Annotated in this window: 14 protein-coding genes and 1 pseudogene; 5 read left to right on the top strand and 10 right to left on the bottom strand. The window is 65.9% G+C overall.

All coding sequences use genetic code 11. The annotated features are described in order from the left end of the window. The first annotated feature begins 59 nt into the window (after nt 1–59). Both AAHM40_RS05665 and AAHM40_RS05660 read left to right on the top strand, forming a co-directional pair. A complete protein-coding gene (locus AAHM40_RS05665) occupies nt 60–506 on the top strand; it encodes a DMT family transporter (RefSeq protein WP_342243794.1) in 447 nt (148 codons plus the stop codon). Nucleotides 507–591: 85 nt separating this feature from the next. Continuing rightward, nucleotides 592–1,719, top strand: coding sequence for a GGDEF domain-containing protein (locus AAHM40_RS05660; protein WP_342243793.1), 1,128 nt, complete (start codon nt 592–594; stop codon nt 1,717–1,719). 294 nt (nt 1,720–2,013) lie between these two features. On the opposite strand, the gene AAHM40_RS27200 is transcribed toward AAHM40_RS05660, so the two are convergent. The 5 genes and pseudogenes from AAHM40_RS27200 to AAHM40_RS05640 form a co-directional block, all read right to left on the bottom strand. Next, complete coding sequence (locus AAHM40_RS27200; RefSeq protein ID WP_446731540.1) at nt 2,014–2,742, bottom strand: methyl-accepting chemotaxis protein; 729 nt, start codon at nt 2,740–2,742, stop codon at nt 2,014–2,016. Between the two features lie 135 nt (nt 2,743–2,877). Next, nucleotides 2,878–3,843, bottom strand: a pseudogene (locus AAHM40_RS27195) (HAMP domain-containing protein); the annotation flags it as partial. Nucleotides 3,844–4,077: 234 nt separating this feature from the next. After that, nucleotides 4,078–6,402 (bottom strand): peptidoglycan glycosyltransferase PbpC, encoded by a 2,325-nt coding sequence (pbpC, locus tag AAHM40_RS05650; RefSeq protein WP_342243791.1) that lies wholly within the window; start codon nt 6,400–6,402, stop codon nt 4,078–4,080. 111 nt (nt 6,403–6,513) lie between these two features. Next, complete coding sequence (locus AAHM40_RS05645; RefSeq protein ID WP_342243790.1) at nt 6,514–7,044, bottom strand: REP-associated tyrosine transposase; 531 nt, start codon at nt 7,042–7,044, stop codon at nt 6,514–6,516. Nucleotides 7,045–7,146: 102 nt separating this feature from the next. Then, on the bottom strand, nt 7,147–12,051 hold the full coding sequence (locus tag AAHM40_RS05640; protein ID WP_342243789.1) for an alpha-2-macroglobulin family protein: 4,905 nt from the start codon (nt 12,049–12,051) through the stop codon (nt 7,147–7,149). 141 nt (nt 12,052–12,192) lie between these two features. Between AAHM40_RS05640 and AAHM40_RS05635 the strand changes: the two genes are divergently transcribed. Genes AAHM40_RS05635 through AAHM40_RS05625 form a run of 3 tightly spaced genes read left to right on the top strand, consistent with a single transcriptional unit; the run spans nt 12,193 to nt 15,088 of the window. Then, nucleotides 12,193–13,542: an MATE family efflux transporter gene (locus AAHM40_RS05635; protein ID WP_342243788.1), complete on the top strand. Its 1,350-nt coding sequence runs from the start codon at nt 12,193–12,195 to the stop codon at nt 13,540–13,542. A gap of 10 nt (nt 13,543–13,552) precedes the next feature. Further along, entirely contained in the window at nt 13,553–14,590 is a 1,038-nt protein-coding gene (locus tag AAHM40_RS05630; RefSeq protein ID WP_342243787.1) for a GGDEF domain-containing protein, read from the top strand. Nucleotides 14,591–14,629: 39 nt separating this feature from the next. After that, nucleotides 14,630–15,088 carry a DUF2214 family protein gene (locus AAHM40_RS05625; RefSeq protein WP_342243786.1) on the top strand — a complete coding sequence of 153 codons (459 nt, stop codon included), beginning with the start codon at nt 14,630–14,632 and terminating at the stop codon, nt 15,086–15,088. Between the two features lie 53 nt (nt 15,089–15,141). On the opposite strand, the gene AAHM40_RS05620 is transcribed toward AAHM40_RS05625, so the two are convergent. From AAHM40_RS05620 to AAHM40_RS05600, 5 genes are all read right to left on the bottom strand, one after another. Continuing rightward, a complete protein-coding gene (locus AAHM40_RS05620) occupies nt 15,142–15,765 on the bottom strand; it encodes an FMN-dependent NADH-azoreductase (RefSeq protein ID WP_342243785.1) in 624 nt (207 codons plus the stop codon). Nucleotides 15,766–16,043: 278 nt separating this feature from the next. Further along, nucleotides 16,044–17,957: an arginine decarboxylase gene (gene speA / locus AAHM40_RS05615; protein WP_028630739.1), complete on the bottom strand. Its 1,914-nt coding sequence runs from the start codon at nt 17,955–17,957 to the stop codon at nt 16,044–16,046. A 132-nt stretch (nt 17,958–18,089) separates the two neighbouring features. Beyond that, nucleotides 18,090–18,461 carry a translation initiation factor Sui1 gene (locus tag AAHM40_RS05610; RefSeq protein WP_342243784.1) on the bottom strand — a complete coding sequence of 124 codons (372 nt, stop codon included), beginning with the start codon at nt 18,459–18,461 and terminating at the stop codon, nt 18,090–18,092. A gap of 379 nt (nt 18,462–18,840) precedes the next feature. After that, nucleotides 18,841–19,365: an NUDIX hydrolase gene (locus tag AAHM40_RS05605; protein WP_342243783.1), complete on the bottom strand. Its 525-nt coding sequence runs from the start codon at nt 19,363–19,365 to the stop codon at nt 18,841–18,843. Next, a complete protein-coding gene (locus tag AAHM40_RS05600; RefSeq protein WP_342243782.1) occupies nt 19,365–20,435 on the bottom strand; it encodes a DUF2333 family protein in 1,071 nt (356 codons plus the stop codon). Before AAHM40_RS05600 ends, AAHM40_RS05605 begins: the two co-directional genes overlap by 1 nt. Nucleotides 20,436–20,654 lie beyond the last annotated feature (219 nt).

The following is a 20,654-nucleotide window of genomic DNA, read 5'->3' as shown; positions in this document are numbered from 1 at the left end:
AAGGAACTACCGGCGACGATCGGGCATACTACGCGCCCCTATTTTCCCCGGAGATCGCCATGCCCAAGGCCTGGTGGCTGCTCGCCCTGCCCTTCGTCGCCGGCTCATTCCTGCCCTTGCAGGCCGGCATCAACGGCCAACTCGCCAAGCAGGTATCCAGTGTCATGAGTGCGGCGCTGGTGTCCTTCATGGTGGGCACCCTTGCGCTGCTCACCGTGGTGCTGATGCAACGCGACCTGCCAACGTTCGAGGCGCTCAAGGGCGTGACCTGGTGGCAGTGGAGCGGCGGCCTGCTGGGCGCCGTGTTCATCGCGACCGCCGCCTTCGCCGGGCCGCGCATCGGTGCGCTGCTGTTCATGGCGCTGGTGCTGGCCGGCCAACTGAGCATGGCGCTGATGCTGGATCACTTCGGCTGGGCCGGTTACCGCGAAGCACCCATCAGCATGGGCAAGCTGGCCGGTCTGGCGCTGATCATCTGCGGCGTCTGGCTCATTCGTCGGGGATAAACGAAAGCAATATCAATCTGATGTCATTGACGCAATGGAACGGCTAAGCTCAGCCGACCTCTGCTGTATCTGTGATCACAAAAAGATGACCGACGCCGATCTACCTCATTCCCCAGAGCGATTCAGCCTCTGGCGCGAAGTGCAGGACACCCGCACACGCACAAGGCTTGGCGGCGTCTACTACTTGCTGGCCTGGCTGCTCTGCTGGCTGTTCAGTGCAGCCCCCATGCAGCACCTGGCCATGGGACTGGCCGGCTGCGCCTTCTTTACCCTGATGCTGGCTGCGCGCGTGCTGCACCATCCGCCCGCAGCGGGCAGCGAGCCAGAGCTCCAGAGCTGGCTGGATCGTCACTGGGGCGTGATCCTGGTGTCGTCCATCGGCTGGGGCCTGGCCCATGCCTGGGTGCTGTTGTCGCCCGAATTCCTGTCGTCCAGGTTGATCGGCACCCTGGCCACCGTCGCATTCAGCACCGCCATGGCCTTCAACTTCGCCATGCGCCGACGCCGCGCAATAATGGCCATCCTCCTGCTGTACCTGCCGGGGCTGGTGGCGTTGAGTGTGTCGCCAGACAGCACGCGCGCCGAGCTGATCACGCTCATCTTCTACCTCAGCTACTTGCTGCTGGCGCTGAACCGCAGCCACCGCGAGTACGTCACCATGATTGCCCTGGAGCTGCAGTTGCTGGAACAACGCCAGCGCCTGGATACGCTGAGCCGCACCGACGGCCTGACCCAACTGGGAAACCGCTACCAGTTCAACAACCTGTTCCCGGCGATGTGTGCCAGCGCCCAGCGCCATGGCGGCGAGTTGTCGCTGCTGCTGATGGATATCGACTTCTTCAAGCGGGTCAACGACGAACACGGCCACAGCATGGGCGATGCCTGCCTGCGGGCGTTCGGCGAGCGCATGCGCGCGTTCTTCCGCCGCGACAGCGACGCCTTACTGCGCCTGGGCGGCGAGGAATTCGGCGTGCTGATGCCAGACACCAGCATGGAGCAGGCCCGCCAATTGGCCGAGCTGTTCCGTGAAGACCTGGCCAATCGCGGCTTCGAACTCGACGGCCAGTTCTTGCCGGTTACCGCGAGCCTGGGCCTGGGCTGTTTCGACGAGCGCGACGGTGGCAGTGCCGAGGCCTTCTTCAAGCGCGTGGACGATGCGCTGTACCGCGCCAAGGCACTGGGGCGGGACCGGCTGGAGATGGCTGAAGGCTGACCGTGCAGGAGCGAGTTCATTCGCGAATCAGGACGCAGCCCACTCCCTGAGGGAGAGGGTGCTGCTCAGCCTGCGGGCTTTTCCTTTGGGGGCGATTTCAATGGCTATGTCTGCATGACGTGTTGTAGGAAGCTGCAGTGCCCGTAGGAGCTGGCTTGCCAGCGAATGGCCCCGTTTCGCTGGCAAGCCAGCTCCTACAAGGCTCTTGGCCGGATGGGAAATCTCTCGCAACCGCTAACGCAGACATAGCCAATTCATTCGCCAAGCGGGACAACGTCCCGCCGCCCGCTCCCCTTACAACCTGAATCTGCCCACCTGTTGCGCCAGGTCGCCAGCCAGGCGGCTGAGGGTCTGGCATTCCTCGCGGCAGCCACGCACTTCGCTGGCAGTGGCGTGGGCCAGGTCGGCGATGCCCTGGACATTGCGGTTGATTTCCTCGGTCACCGAGGACTGCTCTTCGGTCGCCGCCGCCACCTGGTGGTTCATGTCGCTGATGCGCTCCACCTGATCGGTGATGGCACCCAGGGAGGTGCCGGTGCGCTGGCTGGCTTCGACACCCGTGCCGGTGGCGGCCTGGCCGGCGTGCATGGAGTGCACCGCGGTTTCGGCGCCGTGCTTGAGGCGCTGGATCATCTGCTGGATTTCATCGGTGGAGGACTGGGTACGACTGGCCAAGGTGCGTACTTCATCGGCAACCACGGCGAAGCCACGGCCCATCTCACCGGCGCGGGCGGCTTCGATGGCGGCGTTGAGCGCCAGCAGGTTGGTCTGTTCGGAGATGCCGCGGATTACGGCCAGAACCTGGTCGATGGACGCCACCTGGCTGGCCAGTTCGCTCACCGCCGAGGCCGCGACGCCGATCTCGTTGGACATCTTCTCGATATGCCCCACCGACTCGCCCACGACTTGGCGCGCCTGCAGGGACTCATCGCGTGCATGCTGCGACGCTTGGGCGGCTGCACCGGCGTTACGGGCGATCTCCTGCACGGTGAGCCCCATTTCGTGCACAGCCGTGGCCACCATGTCGGTCATTTCCTGCTGCTGGCCGGCGCGACCGGCAGTGTTGTCCACCACCTGGGCCACCTGGCCGACCACCTTGTGCAGGCGCTCGCTGGTGTCCAGCACTTCGCCGATCAGGCTGCGCTGGCTTTCCAGGAAGCGGTTGAAGCCGCGGGCGAGGTCGCCCAGTTCATCTGCGCGGGATTCATCCAGGCGACGGGTCAGGTCACCACCACCGCCGCCGATTTCCACCAACGCCGCGGTGACCTGGCGGATCGGCCGCACCAACCCGCGCGCCAGCACCACCACCAGCAGCAAGCAGACGGCGAGCACGCCGAAGCCGGCAAAGCTGCTGGTCCACATGGCCTTGCGCGCTTCGGCATAGATTTCCGCCTCTGGCACTTCACTCACCAGCAGCCAGCCGACGCTTTCCAGCGGGCGGGCCAGGGCGAGGTAATCCTCGCCGTCACGGCTGAAGCGAATGGCTTTGCCAGCGGAGGCCAGCAGTTCGGTAGCTGAGCTCGCGCCAAACACATCCGCCAGGCGCGCGCTGCCGTTCAGCGCGGCGTCCGGGTGGACCTTGATACGGCCTTCGCGGTCCATCAGGAACACGCGACCGCGCTCACCAAATCGGAAGTCGCGGATCATCTCGGACATGGACTGCAGGCTGTAGCCCAGGCCGGACACACCGAGCGTTTTGCCATTGCGGCTGATGCGCTGGTTGATGAACAGGGTCGGCAGGCGGGAGCCCTTGTCGATGTCGATTTCCAGCACCCGGTTACGGTCGCTGACCACCAGCTTGTAGAACCACTGGTTCTCCGGCTGGCTGCGGTCAATGGTGCGTGCCAGGCCCTGGCCGGTGTAGTAGTGGCCGCTGTCCATCACGGCGATGGAGGTGGTGGTGGCGTTCTGCTGGGCACGCACACCTTCCAGGTAGCGGGCGAAGGCTTCGGCTCGGGCCGGATCTTCACCTTCGCTCAGCCAGTCCTGCACCAGCGCGTTCTCGGCGATACCGGCGTTGGCGGTAATGGGCGCCGCGAGGGTGCGCTCCAGGGAATTGCCAATGGCCTCTACGCGGGCAGGCAAGGCTTCATCCAGCAGGAAACGTTCGGTCAGGCGGTTCATCAGTACCGAGTAGATGCCGATGACGATGAGGATGCCGGCGAGCAGGGCTGTACCCATGCTGAAGATCAGCTGCCACTGAATGCTGCGTTGCCAGAGGCGCATGGAGTTGTCTCCTTGGAATGCTTGTTGGAGTCGAGACGAGGGCGGGCGATTGTATACAAATCGTTCGACAATTTTCCCACTCTTTGCCAACAAGGCATATCGGCGGCCAACGTCAAAAACTTGAACGAGCGGTCAGTCCGTGACGGTGAACTCCAGACGAGTGGTCTGTCCGGCCTCATCCAGCACGCTCAGCTGGTGCCGGCCACTGCGCCGGAACGCCTGGCTGAAGCTCTCCTCCGGCGCCGTGGTGACAAGCGGCGCGCCATCGAGGAACCACCAACGCCGGCCGCTACCCCCCAGAGTCGAGAGTTTGAGCCGCAGCGGCCCGGCGATGCCCGACGGGCGGCGCAGCTGGTCTCCCTCGCGCACCCCGACGATGGACAACGGTGCAGCCGGTGGCGGCAACTGCGGCGGGCAGGCCGGGTCCACCACGGGCAGGCGCGCCGCACGCCGCTCGCGGCGCGGCAGCCAGGGCTCCAGGGGCGCCGGCCAGAGCACCAGCTCGCGCGCCTGGGCGCCACTGCACCCCGCCGCGACCTGACGACCTTTGGCGTCCACCCAGAGCGGCTGGCGCAGCCCCAGCCCGAGGGGTTGGTCGGCCGCCAACAGTGTTGGCGGCGTGGTGCCCTCCAGGGTCCAGGCGAAACGCTGACGGCGACAGTTCGGGTCGCCCTTGGCCATGGGCTGGCCGAGGGGCCAGCAGATGGCAGCCACACTCACCTCCAGCGGCTGCGGGTCCAGAGGCTGGGCGATGCCGAGCTGGGTGTCGCGGTTCATCAACAGGTCATGCACCTGCAGCAGCAGCGGCGCGGCCGAGGCCAGGCCGAACTGGCCAGGCACCGGAGTGCCGTCGGGGCGGCCTATCCACACGCCGATCAGGTGACGCGGGCCAACGCCGATGGCCCAGGCATCGCGGAAGCCATAGCTGGTACCGGTCTTCCAGGCCAGCACCGGGCGCTGGGTCAGCCTTGCACGCGGGTCGCGGTCCGGGCGAGCCTGGCCGGCGAGGATGCGGCGGATGATCCAAGCGGCGCCGGGCGACAGCAGCCTGCGTTCCTGCAGCACGTCCTGGGGTTGCAGCCGCAGGTGCGCGACGCGTCCCTGGCGGGCGAAGGCGCTGTAGCCGCTGACCAACTCCTCCAGCTTGCTGCCGGCACCGCCGAGGATCAGCGCCAGGTTGGGTTCACCGGCCGCCGGTAGCACCAGCGGTACGCCGACGTTGCGCAATTCCCCGGCGAAGCGCTTCGGCCCATAGGCCTCCAGTAACTGCACCGCGGGCAGGTTGAGGGACATGCCCAGCGCCTCGCTGGCCGACACCGGGCCGGTGAACCCCGCGGCGAAGTTGCCGGGACGGTAGTCGCCGTAGCGCCGCGGCACATCCTGCAGCAGGGATTCGGAATGGATCAGCCCGGCGTCCAGGGCCATGCCGTAGAGGAAGGGTTTGAGGGTCGAGCCGGGGGAGCGCAGCGACTCGATCATGTCCACATGGCCGAAGCGGCGCTCATCGGTGATGTCGACCGACCCCAGGTAGGCACGCACGGCCATGGTCTGGTGCTCCACCACCAGGATCGCCGCCGAGGTGCGCTCTGGCAGGCGCGCACGCCAACCCAGCAGGAGATCCTCCAGGCGACGCTGCAAGGCAGCGTCGAGGGTGGTGCGGATCAGCGGCGGGCTGTCGGGTTTGTTCAGTCGCCTCGCCAGCAATGGCGCCAGGCTGGGCTCCTGGCGCGGCGCCAGGAGCACCGGCTCCTCCATGGCCTCGTTCACGGCGCCCTCTGGCCAGACCTGGAACTGCGCCAGACGCCGCAGCACCTTGTCGCGCGCAGCCTGGGCGCGTTCGGGATGGCGGTCCGGGCGCAGCCGACTGGGGGCCTGGGGCAGCACGGCAAGCAGCGCAGCCTCAGCGCGGGTGAGTTGGGACGGTGGCTTGCCGAGGTAGGCCCAGCTTGCCGCCGCGACGCCCTGCAGGGTGCCGCCGAAGGGTGCTCGGTTGAGGTAGAGGCCGAGGATTTCATCCTTCGACAGGTGCCACTCCAATTGGGCCGTGCGCCAGAGTTGACGCAGCTTGCCGGTGTAGGTGCGCGGGTGCGGATCGAGCAGCCGCGCCACCTGCATCGACAGGGTGCTGCCGCCGGAAAGTACGCGCCCGCCGGTGAGGTTGAGCCAGGCGGCACGGGCCAGGGCCAGCGGATTCACGCCGGGATGCTGGTAGTACCAGCGGTCCTCATAGGTGAGCAGCGCTTCCAGGTAATAGGGCGACACCTGGTCCAGGCTGACCGGGTAGCGCCACACGCCCTCGGCATCGGCGAAGCGCCAGAGCGGTGTTCCGTCCTCGGCCAGCACCACCCGCGCCAGGTCGTCGCCCGGCAATGGCAAGGGGAACAGGCGGTCGGCCGACCAGAGCAGCGCCACCGTCAGCAGAGGGATGGCGAGCCAGGGCGATCGCCAGGGGCGCATTAGCCATCTGCTGCTCATAGATCCGGACTCGCCTGATAGGTGGCTTCCCCGGATTTCATCCGGGCTACGTGGGTGGGCAGATCGTAGCCCGGATGAAATCCGGGAGCGACTTCACTCTCCGGCACTGGCTACATCCAACTCCGCACCTCCGGCCCAATCCACAGGGAGAAGCCCTTGCCGTACGAAGCGATGAAAGCTGGAAAGCGGCCAGTCACGCACGGCGTTCACAAGCCCATGTCTGACCGGATTGAAATGGATGTAATCCATGTGGGCGGCATAGTCCCGCTCATCGCGAATCATGTGCTCCCAGAAGCGCCGCTGCCAGACATTGGCCTCGCCTTTGGAGTTGAACACCAGGCCAGCGCCAGGTTTGTCTCGCAGCAGCGAAACGAACCCCGATTTCAGTCTGCGCACTCGGGAGGAGAAATCCGCGTCCTCCGCAGGCAGCTCCATCAGCAGATGCAGGTGGTCAGGCAGCACCACTATGGCTGGCAGTCTGAAAGGCAATCGCACCATGGTCTGCCTCAGGGACTGACGCAACTCGTCCTGGTAACAGACGAGCAAGTCGCGCCGACGGTCCTTGAGTGCCAGAGTGAGGAAATAACAGGCGCCGGATACGCGCGCCCGTCGATAGTTGACCATTGCACGACCTCCTTGTCGCACGATTCCCGGATTTCATCCGGGCTACAGAAACATCGTCTACCGTAGCCAGGATGCAATTTGGGGAATACTCCCCTACTCCCCCTACTTCCCTCTCACCACCAACTGCTCCGGCGCATCGCCCAACGCCTGCCAGTTCGGTCGGTACATGGACTCCACCGTGGGCGGCGGCACGCGGTAGGTGCCGGGGCTAACGGCACGGGCCAGGTAGAGCAAGTGGGTAGTGCCGTACTCGCCAACATCAAGGGCGGCCACGTAGCGGTCGTCGCGGAACTCCTGGTGTTTGATGGCGGCGTTCTGCATGGACTTCTGCCATGCCTTCACCGCGCTGCTGGCGTCGTCCAGGCTGGCGGCGCTCTGGGCGAGGTTCTGGTTTTCCAGTTCCAGGCCGGCCGGCAGCAGGTCCACCACCAGGGCGTCGGGGACCCGTTCCTTGGCTTCGATGGCCAGGTGCACCAGCACCAGTTCGCCGCTGTCCAGGGCCTTGAGGTCGAGGCGCTGGCCATCCACGCCGAGGAACTCGCGGCGAATGGTGAGGTTATCGCCTCCGGCAGGCGGTGCCGCCAACGGATAGCCGGACAACGTCAGCTGCTGATAAAGCGGTTCACTGCCGCCAGAGGCGATGCGAAGCGGCTCGGCCAGCAGGGCGCCTTCCAGCTTGAGCCCCGGCTGCTGGTTGTTCAGTTCGCGCTGCTGGTCACCCGCGGTGAGTTGCGCGCTCCAGTTCGGCTCGGGTTTACCTAGCAGGCCACGGCCAGCCAGGTACAGGGCGTTGCGTTCCTGGGTGGACAGCCAGCGCTCGCCGGCCACCAGGTCGGCCAGGTCGAACAGGCGCTGCTCGCGAACGTCGGCAGCCAGATCATGCTCCTCCAGCACGGCGAGAATCAGCGCTTGGTCGCGCAGCGGGCTGCCGTAGTCGGCCAGCCAATCGCGGCTTTCGCGTTGCACGCGCAGTCCCAGTTCGAGGGCCTGGTCGGCGCGAGGCGCGTCGCCCATCAGCTTGAGGGCCACCGCCAGCTGCACCAGCGGCAGGCCGGAGCGGACATCGGCGCGACGCTCCCACAGGCTGCGCAGGGCGCCCAGGGGCGCCTGCTGGCTGCGCGCCAGGACGTAACCGGCATAGGCCTGCACGGCGAAGCGCGTGTGGTCGGCATTCTGGCTGTAGCTGATCTCGATCAGGCTGCGCTCCTGCAGGTAGCGCAGCAGCCGCTCACTGGCCTTCTTCAAGGCTTCCGGCGGCACGGCGAACCCCTGGTCGCGGGCGCGCAGGAGGAAGTCGGTGACGTAGGCGGTCAGCCAGTATTCCTCTTCACCGTCCGAACTCCACAGGCCGAAGCTGCCGTTGTAGCGCTGCATACCCAGCAGGCGCTCGATGCCCAGTTCGATGGACTTGCGGCGCTTGTCGTCCGGTTCGCCTTCCAGGCCCAGGCGTTTGAGGGAGGCGGCATCGGCGTAAAGCGACGGGTAAAGACCGCTGGTGGTCTGCTCGGCGCAGCCGTAGGGGTAGGCCTTGAGGGCGCGCACCTGCTCACCCAGATTCAGCGGCGGGCGGCTGGAGAGTTGCAGCAAGGCCTCGCGCCCATCAGGCTCGTAAGCATCCAGGGTTCCAGCCGGCAGGCTCCAGCTATCGCCCTTGAGTACCGCACGGAACTGCCTGAGCTGTGCCGGATAGGCCGGGCGCACGCCAAGGGTCCATTCGCGGCTGAACGGCGGCAAGTTCTCGCCCGGCAGTTCCAGGCCGTTGACCGTCACCTTGAAGCTACCTTGGCCGTAGCCGCCCACGGCACGCACCGGGATGCGCAGGGTGGTGCGCTGGCCATCGGCGAGCTGGACGGGCGCAGTCTGGGCGCCACCGCTCTGGGCAAGGTCCAGTTGGCCGCTGCTTTCCAGGTTGATGTCCAGGCGCTGCGGCTTGCCGGAGAGGTTGGTCAGGTCCAGCGCCAGGGTGGTCTGGTCGCCACCGGCGAGGAAGCGCGGCGCAGCCAGTTCCGCTACCAAGGGTGCGGCCACAATGGTCTTGGCCTCCGCCATGCCGTAGCGCTCATCGGTCCAGGCCTGGGCCATCAGGCGCAGTTCGCCGTTGAAGTCGGGAATATCCAGGCTGACCTCGCCCTGGCCCTGGTCGTCCAGGGTTACCGGCACGCTTTGCAGGGCGACGATGGTGATGCTGGTCTGCGGGCGTTTGCCTCCGCCGGCCAGGGCGGCGTCGCCACCGAAGGCCAGGGACGCCAGGCGCCCCTGCCCGGCTTCGATCAGTTGGCCGTAGACGTCCAGTTGGTCAGCACCGTACGCCTTGCGGCCGAAGAGCGTGGCGAAGGGATCAGGCGTGGCGTAGCGGGTGATGTTGAGGATACCTACGTCCACTGCGGCCACCAGCACGTTCACCTGCTTGGGCATGCTGCCATCGGCGTTCTTCGCCTGTACCTGGACCTTCAGCGGCTGCTTGGGCCGCATCGTCTCAGGCGCGGTGAGGGTGAGGGCCAGCTTGCGCGGCGCCCGTTCCAGCGGCAGGTGCAAAAGGCCCACAGCGCGCTTGGGCGTGACGCTGGCCTTGCGCTCGCCGGGGCGGATCACCAGCGCGCTGACATAGAGGTCGTGACGCGCCCAGTCCTTGGCCACCGGGATATCGAAGCGCTTGCCTTCAGCCGGTACTTCGATGGGTTGCCACCATAGCGGCCCCTCGGCGGACTCCACCAGCAGGTAGCCGCTGCCGGCGCTGGGCGGGGTGACGGTGACTTTGGCGGTTTCGCCGGCGGCATAGGCCGGTTTATCCAGCGCCAGCTTGACCTGATCCGGGCGCACTGCGCCGCCTTCGGCGTTGTCCTGCCAGCGGTAGCCGGCCCAGAAGCGCAGGCTGCTGGTGATGCCGGTCTGCGCGTCTTCCACTTCCACGCGGTAGGGGCCCCACTCCACCGGGAAGCTGACCTTGGCGGTGCCGCCGGCAGACACCTGCACCTGTTCTTCGGAGAGGTTCAGGTACTTCTCGTTGAAGTGGTAGGTCCAGCCATCGTTGTTGGAGTAGTTCCAGTAGTAGTCGCGGCGCTCGCGCACCAGGCGCACCTTGAGGTTGTCGGCGGCCAGCTTGTTGCCTTCGGGGTCAGCCACCAGCAACTCGAACTCGGCCAGGCTGTCGGCGTCGGTTTCCTCGCCATCGAACAATGCGCGCAGGCCCGGCAGGCGCTCGGCCGGCCATACCGGCTGCACCAGGCGACGGGTGATCGGGCGGCCGCCGGACTCCTGCAGGCTGGCCTGGAGAATCAACTGCAGCGGCGATTTGGCCTCGGCCCAGCGGGTTTCGATGTTCAGCTCGGTCTTGCCGTCGGCGTCGAGCTGGGTATCGTCGAGTTCGATGTCCTGTTTCAATTCGTCCTCGGTCACCGAGCCGAACTGGTAGCCGGGCAGCCCTTTCACCGCTTCACGCAACGGTCGCACGTAGAGCTGGCCGGTCAGGCGGTTGCCGGAGGCCGGCGCGCCATAGAGGTAACGGCCGGTGACCTGGAAGCGCGCGCTATCACGGGGCGCGAAAGGCTGGTCGCTGCCCTTGAGCTCCAGGGCCATGCGCTCGGGCAGGAAGTCTTCGACGAGGAATTCGTAGAGCTGCGGCTTGCCGTCACCCAGATCGAAGAGCAACTGCCAGCGTCCGGTGGGTGCTTCAGCGGCGAGCTGCAACGGGTACTGGTAGAAACCGCCCTCCCCGGCTTCCCAGACGAAGCGGCGGCTGACCTGTTCGTCGGGGCGGCGTACTTCCACGGTCACCGGCTGGCCCGCCACCGCGCGGCCATCGGCATCGCGCAGCAGGGCGTTGAGTAGCACGGTTTCACCAGGACGGTAGAGATCGCGCGGGCCGAAGACGAAGAACTGCAGCGCGTGGCTGGTCGGACCGGCGATGTCGAACTCGGCCAGGTCCAGCGCAGGCGCTGACAGGCGCAGCAAGCTGGTCTGCTCATCCTTGCGGGCTATCAGCACTTCGGCCTTGGGCGGCAGCGGCAATTCGGCGTGGCCTTTGCTATCGGTCTTGCCTTCGGCCAGTACGCGGCCGTCGCCGTCCAGCAGTTCCAGGTCGATATCGGCCTGGGCGGCGCCCCCTTCCAGGGCCTGGGTGAAGACATCCAGGCGGTCGCTGTAGCGGTGGGCGGAGAGGCCGATGTCGCTCAGGGTGAAGAGCGTCGCCGGGTTGGAATAGGTGTAGCTGCCGGCTTCCTTCATCACCGCCAGGTAGACACCGGGCTGCTTCATCGGATCGAGGTTGGCAATGGGCAGCAGCAGGGTTTCGCGGGTGTTGCGTGCAGGCTTCAGGTCGAAGCGGCCGGTGTAGACCAGGTCGGCCATTTTCAGCAGTTCGCGGGCTTCCCAGACGTCCAGGGCACCGCGTTTGCCCCAGCGGGCGAGGAAGCCCGGCAGGGACTCGGTCTTCACGCGGAAGAAGTCCACATCGACCCTGTCGACGTTCAGCGCGATCACCGGCAGGCCTTCGGCCAGGCGGGTGGGCAGCAGCGAGCCACGGCTGGCGAAGCCGACGGTGGCTTGCAGGTCGCGGGTTTCCAGGCGGGTGATGTGCTCCTCGGCCAGGCGCGCATCATTCACCGCACGCAGGCCGGGGTCGATGGTCAGTACCAGCTTGCGCTTGGGCTCCAGGTGGCGCAGGCGCAGCTCCATCAGGTTGTCGGAAAGCTCCCAGGCGCCGTCTACCTTACCGTCCTTGCTGTCCACAAGGTGCAGGCGCTCGGCGAACGTCTGCTCCGGGTCCAGCGGTATCGAGAAGGTCACCGACAGGGCGCTGGCGCCGTCGAGCTGCACTTCGGATACGTCGATCACCTTCAGCTCACGGCCGGCGTAGCGCGTGGCCAGGGCCGCAGTATCGACGGCCGGGCGCGCCGCCTGCTCGACTTCGGCAGGTCGCGACTTGCTCGCCGCTTGCTCGGGGGTGGAGGAATCGCAGGCGCTGAGCAGGCTCAGCACCACGGCCAGAAGTAGTCCTTTCTTCGGCATGGCAGGCTCTCGATGGGGAGTGCATATAAGCGGCGAACTATAGACCAGCCCGGCGTTCCAGTGGCATCCGTATGACGGCAGGGGCGATACACCTCTCGAAACGCCGCGCCGCTATACTGCGCCGCCTGACTGGAGCCCTGCATGAGTCCGTTCCTCGACGCCTGGCGGCATTCCCCGACCCACAGGAAGGTCTGGGCCCTGGCCGCCCCCATGATCCTCTCGAACATCTCCGTGCCCCTGGTCGCCCTGGTGGACAGCACCGTGGTGGGCCACCTGCCCCACGCCCATCAACTGGGCGCCGTGGCGGTGGGCAGCACCCTGTACATGCTGTTGCTCGGCGTACTGGGCTTCCTGCGCATGGGCACCACCGGCTTCGCCGCCCAGGCCGCCGGACGCGCGGACGGCGGCGCCCTGCGCCAGGTGTTGCTGCAGGGGCTGGGCCTGGCCTTGGGTCTGGCCCTGCTGCTGGGGCTGCTGGCAGTGCCTTTCAGCGACCTGGCTCTGGCGCTGATGAATCCCTCTGCCGAGCTGGACGCACTAACCCGCGAATTCTTCCACCTGCGCCTGCTCGGCCTGCCGGCGGCGCTGGCCAACTATGCCCTGGTCGGCTGGTTCCTCGGCACGCAGAACGCCCGCGCGCCCCTGGCCATTCTGCTGGGCACCAACCTCGCCAATATCGCCCTGGCGCTGTGGTTCGTCCTCGGACTGGACTGGGGCGTGGCCGGTGCAGCGCGGGCAGCGGTGATTGCCGAGTGGAGCGGCGCGCTGATCGGCCTGGCGCTCACCCGCGGCGCCCTGCGCCGCCACCCTGGCCGCATCGACTGGCCGGCGCTGCGGCTGTGGTGCAACTGGCGGCCGTTGCTGGCGGTCAACCGCGACATCTTCATCCGCTCCCTGGCACTGCAACTGGTGTTCTTCCTACTGACAGTGCAGGGCACTCGGATGGGCGACGCCACGGTGGCGGCCAACGCCTTGCTGCTCAACGGCCTGCTAGTCACCGCCTACGCCCTGGATGGCCTGGCCCATGCCGTGGAAGCCCTGTGCGGGCACGCCATCGGTGCCCGCGACCGCCTGAGCCTGCGCCGCTCCCTGCTGGTGGCCGGTGGCTGGTCGCTGCTGGCGAGCCTGGCCTTTGCGCTGTTCTTCGCCGTTGGTGGCGGCCTGTTCATTGATATGCAGAGCGATATTACCGCCGTGCGCGAGGTGGCTCACACCTACCTGCCCTACCTGGCGCTGCTGCCGCTGATCGCGGTCTGGAGCTACCTGCTGGACGGCCTGTTCATCGGCGCCACCCGTGCCCGGGAAATGCGCGATGCCATGCTGGTGGCGGTCGCCCTTAGCCTGCCACTGGGATGGGGGCTACAGTTTCTCGGCAACCACGGACTCTGGCTGGCCTTCCTCGCCTTCATGGCAGTGCGCGGGCTCAGCCTCGGTACACTGGCATGGCGTCTGAACAAGCGCGACGCCTGGTTCGCCGGTACCCACGGATAAGGAGTAGACAATGCTGGCCGCCCCCTGCCATCCCGATGAACCACGACGCCTTCAGGCACTGCAGAACCTGGATATCCTCGACACACCCGCCGAGCACTACCTCGATACCCTGGTGCGACTGACCCGCGACTTGTTCAACGTGGCCACGGTGCTGATCAGCTTGATCGACCAGGATCGCCAATGGTTCAAGGCACGCATCGGCCTGGCGGCACAGGAAACACCGCGGAACATTTCCTTCTGCGGTCACGCCATCCTCCAGGACGACCTGTTGCTGGTGGAGGACGCCCGCCGCGACCCGCGCTTCGCTGATAATCCGATGGTGCTGGGCCCGCCCTACCTGCGCTTCTACGCCGGCCAGCCGATCTACTCCGCCGACGGCCAACCCATCGGCACCCTCTGCCTGCTGGACCCGACCCAGCGCGCCTTCAGCCGCTTCGAGCGCACTCGCCTGCGCGACCTGGCGACCCTGACCCAGGGCTATCTGCAGATGCGCATGCTGAGCCAGCAGACCCGCAACCTGCGCGAGGCGGTGGACCGCGAACAGCGCAAGGCGCTGATGGACCCGTTGACCCAGCTGTGGAACCGAGGCGGCTTCAACCAGTTCTACCCGCTGGAACTGGCCAAGCTGCTCGGCAGCGACCTCAAGCTGGGGGTGATCTACTGCGACCTGGACCATTTCAAGAAGGTCAATGACCAGCATGGCCACGGCGCTGGTGACCAGGTGCTGTGGGAAAGTGCCCGCCGCATGAGCGCAGCGTTGCGGCCCCAGGACTTGCTGGCACGCCTGGGCGGCGAAGAATTCGTCGCCCTGATAGCGGTGCATGACGAGACCGAGTTGCTGCAGGTGGCCGAGCGCCTGCGCCGAGCCATCGAGCAGGAGCCCATCCCGCTGGAAGGCCACGCCCTGGCGCAGACCGCCAGCTTCGGCGCGACCCTGGTACAGCCCGGCGATACCCAGGCCACCGCCCTGGAACGCGCCGACCGCGGGCTGTACCTGGCCAAGCAGAATGGCCGCAACCGGGTGGAGTACCTCGCCCGGCAAGGATGACCACAACGACAACGAACCTGATGACCTGAAGGAGTTCCCATGGGACAAGCTATTGCCGCGTACCTGCATTTCCTGTCGATCTTCGTGCTCTTCGCCCTGCTCGTCCTGGAGCATCGACTGTTCAAGCTGCCGCTGGACCTCGAACGCGCCCGCAGCCTGGTGAGCATCGACATCGCCTACGGCCTGGCCGCCGGTGCGGTGCTGGCCACCGGCCTGGCGCGGGTGGTCTGGTACGGCAAGGGCCTGGACTACTACCTGGGCAACTCGATGTTCCACGCCAAGATGGGGCTGTTCGTGCTGATCGCCCTGCTCTCCAGCTTCCCGACCTTCGTCTTCCTCAACTGGCGCAATATGCTGAGCGCCGGGCAAGTGCCGGAGATCAGCCCCGGCAAGGCCAAGGCAGTGATCATGGTGATCCGCCTGGAGCTGCTGCTTGCGCTGCTGCTGCCGCTGTTGGCGGTGCTGATGGCGCGTGGCTACGGCGTGATCGGAAGCTGAAGGCAGGCGGTGCAGGCACCGCCTTGTTGGACTTCGCTTCGCGCTGCACCAACCTACAGTTGTACGTCGGGGAAAGGTTCGGGGGCGAAGACCGGATTGAACGACAGGCGCTCCCGCGCCTGTTGCAGGGCCGCTGCCACCGCTTCGTCGCCGTCGGCCAGCCCCTGCAGGTGGACGTACTCCACATGATGCAGACCGATGATGCCGAGCACATGACGCAGGTAGGGGGAAAGGAAATCCATCTGCTTGGCCTTGGCCCCCAGGTAATGCCCGCCCGAACTCAGCACCACGAAGGTGGGCCGGTCCTCCAACAGGCCATCGCGCCGGCCGTCGTGTATCTCGAAAGTGCGATGGATGCGCACCACGTAGTCCAGCCAGAGCTTCAGCGCCGCCGGCACCATGTAGTTGTGCATCGGTGTCGAGATGATCAGGTAGTGGCTCGCCTCCAGTTCACCGATCAACTGCTCCGAAAGGGTGAAGGCTGCCTCCGGGCAATCCGACTTGCCCACCACCGCCTCGGCATAACCTGCACAGAGCGGCGGCAGCGGCTCGCGCACAAGGTTGCGCACGATCACTTCGGCCTTCGGATGGATGCGCCGGGCCATTTCCCGGGCCAACTGGCCGCCGGGGGATGCCAGGTCGTTGGGGCTACATTCGAGCAGGAGGACGCGCGGCATTTGAGGTGCTCCGGACAAACCAGAATTGGCTGGCGGAAATGAAAGCGCCGGATCGGGGATTTTGCCAGGGGGTTGGTCGGATCGCGGCCCAAGAAAGAGCCTGGCGCAAGGCCGGGCTCCTTCATTCACTGGCCCATCAGAGCCGGTTCACGATTGTGCGAGCTGGAGAACAACAAGGCGCAACTGGCTGAGGAAACGGAGTTTACGACTGTAAATGAGCATTCCGAAGCCAGTTTCAACGCAGTTTTTCCGACGCGCAGCCAATCGTGGGCCGGTACTCAGGATGACAGGTAAGACGAGCGGGTCAGCCCCAGCCGCAGGGCATCGATGTACTGGGTGCGCTCGCGCGGGCTCAGTTTGGCGCTGGCCACCTTGTCGCGGTAGTGCGCCATCAGTTCCTCAGGAGACAGGTGCACATAGCGCAGCATGTCTTCAATGGTGTCGTGGGTTTCGATGCCGGCGTGATACGCGCTGCCGTCATCATTCTGGTAGACGTTCACCGAGTCGGTGTCACCGAACAGGTTGTGCATGTCACCGAGGATCTCCTGGTAGGCACCTACCAGGAACACGCCGAGCAGGTAGTCCTCACCCTCGCGCACCTCGTGCACCGGCATGCTGGTCTCGATGCTCTGCTCGTCCACGTACTGGTTGATCTTGCCGTCGGAGTCGCAGGTCAGGTCCTGCAGCACGGCGCGGCGCAGGGGCTCCTCGTCCAGGCGGTGCAGCGGGATGATCGGCAGCACCTGGCCGATGGCCCAGGTGTCCGGCAGGCTCTGGAACACCGAGAAGTTGCAGATGTACTTCTCCGCCAGCTTGTCGTTCAGCTCGTCGAGCACCTGGCGATGGGAACGCTGGCGCGCCTTGAGCTGGTTATGCAGGCGACGGCAGATGGCGAAGTAGGTCTGCTCGGCCAGGGCCTTCTCGGCGAGGGTCAGTTTGCCCTCGGCGTATTGAGAGGCGGCATCCCCCATGTAGTGAGTGGCGCGCCAGTAGGTCTCGGTGACCATCTCGGCATCGGTCGGGCCGAGCAGGTCCATCAGCCAGCGGACGATCTCCGGCTGTTCGGCGACGTTGTCGATCTGCGGCACGGCGTCGTTGTGGCGTTCGACGTCAGTCACCTGCATCACCAGCACGGCGTGGTGCGCGGTCATGGCGCGGCCGCTCTCCGAGAAAATGTGCGGGTGCGGCAGGCCCTGGGCGTCGCAGAACTCCTTGAGCATGCCCACTACCACGCCGGCGTAGTCGTCCATGTCGTAGTTGATGGAGCTGGCGTTGCGCGAGTGGGTGCCGTCGTAGTCGACGCCGAGGCCGCCGCCAACGTCGATGTGGTCGACCGGCAGTCCGAGGTTACGCAGCTCCGCGTAGTAGCGGATGGCTTCCTTGAAGCCGTGCTGGTAATCGGCCAGGTTGGCGATCTGCGAGCCCATGTGGAAGTGCAGCAGGCGCACGCCCTGGTCCAGGCCAGCCTTGCGGAAGCGCTCGACTACGGAAAGAATCTGCGCGGCGGAAAGACCGAACTTGGATTTCTCGCCACCGGTGTCGGCCCACTTGGAGGACGCCAGGGACGACAGGCGCACGCGCAGGCCCACCTGGGGGGCGACCTTGAGCTCGGCGGCGATGTCGATGACGAACTCCACCTCGGCTTCCTTCTCGATCACGATGAAGACGTTGTGGCCGAGCTTCTGGCCCATCAGTGCAAGGCGAATGAACTCACGGTCCTTGTAGCCGTTGCAGACGATGGTGCCGCCCTTCGGCGCCAGTGCCAGCACTGCCAGCAGCTCGGGCTTGGAACCGGCTTCCAGACCGATGGAGACGTTCTGGGTGGCGATGATGTTTTCCACCACCGCTTCCTGCTGGTTGACCTTGATCGGGTACAGGGCGGTGTAGCGGCTCTGGTACTCCAGGCGCTCGATATTGGCGTCGAAGGCGCCGGTCAGTTGGCGCACGCGCTCTTGCAGGATATCCGGGAAACGCACCAGCAGCGGCAGGCTGAGGCCTGCTTCGCGCAGGGTGTCGACCTGCTCGAAAAGATCGATCGGCGCACTGCCGGGACCGCGCGGGCGTACTTCGACTCGACCCGATTCGTTGATCGCGAAAAAGCCGGCCCCCCAGTGGCGAATGCCATAGACACTGCGGCTGTCGGCCACGGTCCAGCTGGTGCCATCGTCCTTGCGCGTGCGTCGTGCAGACATCGGTTTCCCCCTATGGGATAGAAAAGGGCCATGCCCGCCGGATCGTACCGGGCGGGCGCGGACAGGTTAATTCGGTCGTGTGACGTTGGAGTGTTGACCGCTGCTATGACGGTCAGTTTAGAAAGCCGTGGCTCAGCCGCCGGATTTCTTGGCCTTGAAGCCGCGCTTGGCGAGTTCTTCAAGCAACAGGTCCACGTGGTCGCCCTGGATCTCGATCACGCCGTCCTTCAGGGCTCCACCGGTTCCACAACGACGCTTGAGCGCACTGGCCAGGTCCTTCAGGGCATCTTCGGCCAGCGGTACGCCGCTGACGGTGGTGACGGTCTTGCCGCCACGGCCCTTGGTTTCACGGCGCACACGGGCAATGCCATCGCCAGCAGGCACGGCGGCTTGCTTGCAGACACAGGCGTCGAGAGGCTGGCGGCAATCCGGGCAGTGCCGGCCGCTGTCGGTGGAGTACACCAGGCCGCCCAGGGCGGCAAAGGACGAAGCTTTCTTGACCACCGGCTTTCCTCGTAGGGGTCAGGATAGCGACTGGTCGGCGGGGCGCCGACCGCGAAGCCCCACTCTGGCAGGGGCAGCGCTGCCTGGCTGGGAGGCCAGGGTTGAAAGGCGGCGAAATTTAGCAGTTATCGCAGCGAATGCTAAGTACGAAAATGCGCCATTGATCGACAGATTGGCGACCTCGTGCAGCATCCCGCACGAAAGGGTCCGGGATTCTGCACAAACCCGCGCCTGGCGCGGGTTGAGAAGGTGTTCGGGGCGTTTTCAATGTAGGGGCGAATTCATTCGCCAAGCAGACTGAAGGTCTGCCTACCGAGACTGCAGGGCTGCTGCGCAACCCTTGGCGATTGCAATCGCCCCTAGCGGATGGAAACGCCACCTAGCGGGAAGCGAGGTAAAGCTTCAGCGCCTTGAGGGAGTCCGGGCAGCAAGGCTGCTGGACCAAAGCGTCCTGCACGTCCATGAACCGCGCATCCATCACCTCCTCCGGCTGCAGCTTGAGCGGCGCGTCGGAAACGGCGGAAAACACGGCTCCCCAGAGACGGTTGCCCGGCTCGTCGAAATAGAAGCGGCCATGCTCGCGCAGCGGCACGCCGCCGATCCCGAGCTCCTCTTCCAACTCGCGGGCCGCGGATTCCGCGTACTCCTCGCCCTCCTGCACCATGCCCCCGGCGGCCACATCCCAGTAGCCCGGATAAAGCGCCTTGCTCAGGGTGCGGCGATGCACACAGAGTTGGCCGGCGGAGTTGAACAGCAGGATGAAGGTGCCGCGGGAGATCAGTCCGCGCTCGCGCAACTCGGCGCGAGGCAGACCGCCGAGCGGGCGGTCATCCTCATCGACCCAGGCCACCCGCTCGGCGTCGGAGGCGGCACGATGGGCCGCCTCGCGTTCATCGATCACCATCAGCCCTGCTCCAGCAACTGGCGCAGGTCGATGACGGCGGCATTGGCGCGGGAGATGTAGTTGGCCATCACCAGCGAGTGGTTGGCCAGGATGCCGTAGCCGCTGCCGTTCAGCACCATGGGGCTCCACAGCGGCTCCTGGGCAGCCTCCAGTTCGCGGATGATCTGCCGCACGCTGATGGTGGCGTTCTTCTTCGCCAGGACGTCGGCGAAGTCGACTTCGATGGCGCGCAGGATGTGCGACAGCGCCCAGGCCTGGCCACGGGCTTCATAGAAGACGTTGTCGATCTGCAGCCAGGGCGTCTCGACGATCTCTTCGCTCACGGCTGGCACCTGGCCACTGGCCGCGGCAGCTTCCGGGCTGATATCGGTATTCAGGCGCACTCGGCCAACGCTGGCGGACAGGCGCTGGGACAGCGAGCCGAGACGGGTGGCGACGTCGCCCAGCCAGTTGTTCAGGTTGTCGGCACGAGAATAGAACTGCGCGTTGGGCTGCTTGGGGTCGGACAGGCGGGCCAGGTAGCGGTCCAGGGAACGGATACCTTCCTTGTACTCGGCCTCTGAGGCGGGCAAGGCCCAGCTCTTGTTATCGAAGTTGAAGCGCGGCTCGGCCTTGGCCAGGTCCGGGTCCTCGGTGGACTGGGACTGGGAGCGGGCGAAGTCCTTGCGCAGGGCGCGGGACAGGTCGCGCACCTGAACCAGCACGCCGTATTCCCAGCTGGGCATGTTGTCCAGCCAGAGACCGGGCGGGGCCAGGTCGTTGGAGAGGTAGCCGCCGCTCTTGTCGAGCAGGGTCTGAGCCACGGTCTTGAGGGCTTCCACCGTGGTGTAGCCGTTGACCATCTGACGACCAGCGCGTTCGGCGGCCGCCTGGGCGTTCTGCTGCACGGGGAAGAGGTCGGGTTCGCGGCTCCAGTACCAACCCACCACCACACAGGCGATCAGGTAGATCACCAGCAGGCTGCCGAGGGCGCGGCTCAACCAGATACCGCCCAGGTAGCTGCGCACATCGTCAACCGAATCATCGACGCGCTCGCGTGCGTCGCCCATACGCTTCTTCCAGTCCAGCATGGCAGTGTCCTTCGAGTTTCGATCAGCAAGGAAAGGTTCGACCACGGTCCTTCGCGGTGGTTGTGGCCGAGTTCAGCACTATAAGGGATGAGCACGCGCGGCGCAGTGGCCGAGAGCCAAACCATCATCCGGTATGCGTGTCCCTGTCGGTTTCCTCCAACCCGCTGACGCTTTTATCCAGCAGGTCAGCTGAAACGGGACAGATGGCACTGGCGTACC

It is taken from the genome of Pseudomonas sp. OTU5201, from assembly GCF_038440135.1.
In the GTDB taxonomy this organism is placed as follows: Bacteria; Pseudomonadota; Gammaproteobacteria; order Pseudomonadales; family Pseudomonadaceae; genus Metapseudomonas; species Metapseudomonas resinovorans.
This window is presented reverse-complemented; position numbering and strand designations above follow the sequence as displayed.